The sequence below is a fragment of the Henriciella sp. genome (assembly GCF_049649345.1).
In the GTDB taxonomy this organism is placed as follows: domain Bacteria; phylum Pseudomonadota; class Alphaproteobacteria; order Caulobacterales; family Hyphomonadaceae; genus Henriciella.
Genome location: NZ_JBARZC010000639.1, coordinates 1 through 2,164, shown reverse-complemented (window position 1 = coordinate 2,164; position 2,164 = coordinate 1). Strand labels below are relative to the sequence as shown.

Genomic DNA, 2,164 nt, shown 5'->3' with positions numbered 1-2,164 from the left:
GGATCTCGCCCTGCATCTGATCTCCGTCATCGGAACGGCTGGCGGTACCGGATATGTGATGGAATACCGTGGTGAAGCGGTCGAAAAGCTCACCATGGAAGGCCGGATGACGCTGTGTAATCTGTCGATCGAGGGCGGCGCGCGCGCAGGCCTGATCGCGCCGGACGAGACAACGTTTGACTATATGAAAGGCCGCCCGGCATCACCCAAGGGCGGGGCCTGGGAAATCGCCGAGCGCTATTGGCGCACACTTTATTCAGACCCTGACGCCGAATGGGACAGGATTATCGAAATTCGCGGCGAAGAGGTCGAGCCGACCGTGACCTGGGGCACAAGTCCAGAGCAGGCGATGCCACTCTCCGGTCATATTCCGGACCCAGCTAATATTTCCGATCCCGTCAAGAAGGCCGCCGCTGAACGGGCCCTCCAATATATGGACCTTAAACCCGGGGCGCCTATCGCTGGCACACCTGTCCAGCGTGTGTTTATTGGATCCTGCACCAATTCGCGGATCGAGGATCTCCGGGCGGCAGCAGACATTGCCAAAGGCGCGAAGGTCGCCGGCAGTGTTCGCGCAATGGTGGTCCCGGGCTCCGGTCTTGTGCGCGCGCAAGCCGAAGCGGAAGGCCTCGACATCATTTTCATGCAGGCCGGCTTTGAATGGCGCGAACCCGGCTGCTCGATGTGCCTCGGCATGAACCCGGACATTTTAGCACCCGGCGAGCGGTGCGCGTCGACCTCTAACCGGAATTTCGAGGGTCGACAGGGCCGCGGCGGGCGCACCCATCTGATGAGCCCGCAACTTGCTGCAAAAGCTGCGATCACCGGCGTTATCGGATAATTTCCGCCCGCCATCTGGCTCAGATCGATGCTTCCTGACATAGTTCCTCCAAAATGGAGGAAGCCATGAGCGATACGGTCAAACTGCAAGGCGGCGTCGAGCTGGATGGACCGCGCGGCAGAACATATGCCTCGCTGCTGGAAACGATCGGCGCAACACCGCTCATCGAGGCCCCGAAATTTGCGGCGGCCGGCGATACGAAAGCCAGGCTCCTGTTCAAATGCGAGTTCTTCAATCCGCTGGCGAGCGTGAAAGACCGGATCGGACTCAACATGATCCTGGAGCTCGAGGCCGCCGGCGAGATCACGCCCGGTAAATCCGTTCTGGTCGAGCCGACGTCCGGCAATACGGGGATCGGCCTTGCCTTTGTCGCCGCCAATCGCGGTTACCGCCTCATCCTGACCATGCCGGAATCCATGTCGATCGAGCGGCGCAAGATGCTCGCCCTGCTCGGCGCAGAGCTTGAACTGACGCCAAAGGAGAAGGGTATGGGCGGTGCGATCGCGAAGGCGAAGGACTTGCTCGCCTCACTGCCGGACGCCGTGATGCCAAGCCAGTTCGACAATCCGGCCAATCCGGCCATTCACGAGAAGACCACCGCAGAAGAGATCTGGGCCGACACAGAGGGCGCCGTCGACGCGGTAATCGCGGGCGTCGGCACCGGCGGAACGCTGACCGGCATCGGCCGGGTCATCAAGGCCCGCAAGTCGAGCTTCAAGATGGTCGCCGTGGAGCCCGAAGGCAGCCCTGTCCTCTCTGGCGGCGAACCAGGGCCGCACATGATCCAGGGGATCGGCGCAGGCTTCATTCCCGGCAATGCCGACACGTCGGTGATCGACGAAGTGGTCAAGGTCACGAATGAGGAGTCCTTTGAAACGGCCCGAGAGCTGGCGCGGCTTGAAGGCATTCCGGGCGGCATTTCTTCCGGCGCAGCCGCCTCTGCGGCCCGGCGGGTCGCCGCGCGGGACGAGATGGCCGGCAAGACTGTGGTGGCCATCCTGCCAAGCTTTGCCGAGCGCTACTTGTCCACGGCGCTGTTCGAAAATCTCTGATTTGACCGGCCCGGTGACCGCCCTCGACCATGCTGTCCTGATCTGTCCGGATATCACGGACGGCATTGCGGCATACACAAGCCTGCTGGGCGCGCGGCCTGTCTGGCAGAACACCGCCGACGGGATTGCGATGGCCTTGTTCCAGACGGCGAATACAGCGCTCGAACTGGTCGCGCCGGACGGTGAGGGCGCCGCCGCAGACCGCCTGCGCTCGCTTCTCGATGAAACCGGCCCCCGGCTGACCAGCCTCGCTTTCAGAGCAGACGACACC

3 protein-coding genes are annotated in these 2,164 nt (G+C 62.7%); all 3 read left to right on the top strand.

Translation table 11 applies throughout. From position 1 onward, the window contains the following. Positions 1 to 841 (top strand): aconitase family protein (locus WA989_RS17645; protein WP_424341786.1); only part of this gene is annotated, 841 nt, incomplete at its 5' end. 65 nt (positions 842 to 906) lie between these two features. Further along, entirely contained in the window at positions 907 to 1,893 is a 987-nt protein-coding gene (gene cysK / locus WA989_RS17640) for a cysteine synthase A (RefSeq protein ID WP_424341785.1), read from the top strand. A gap of 13 nt (positions 1,894 to 1,906) precedes the next feature. Further along, a partial coding sequence (locus WA989_RS17635) for a VOC family protein (protein WP_424341784.1) occupies positions 1,907 to 2,164 on the top strand: 258 nt, incomplete at its 3' end.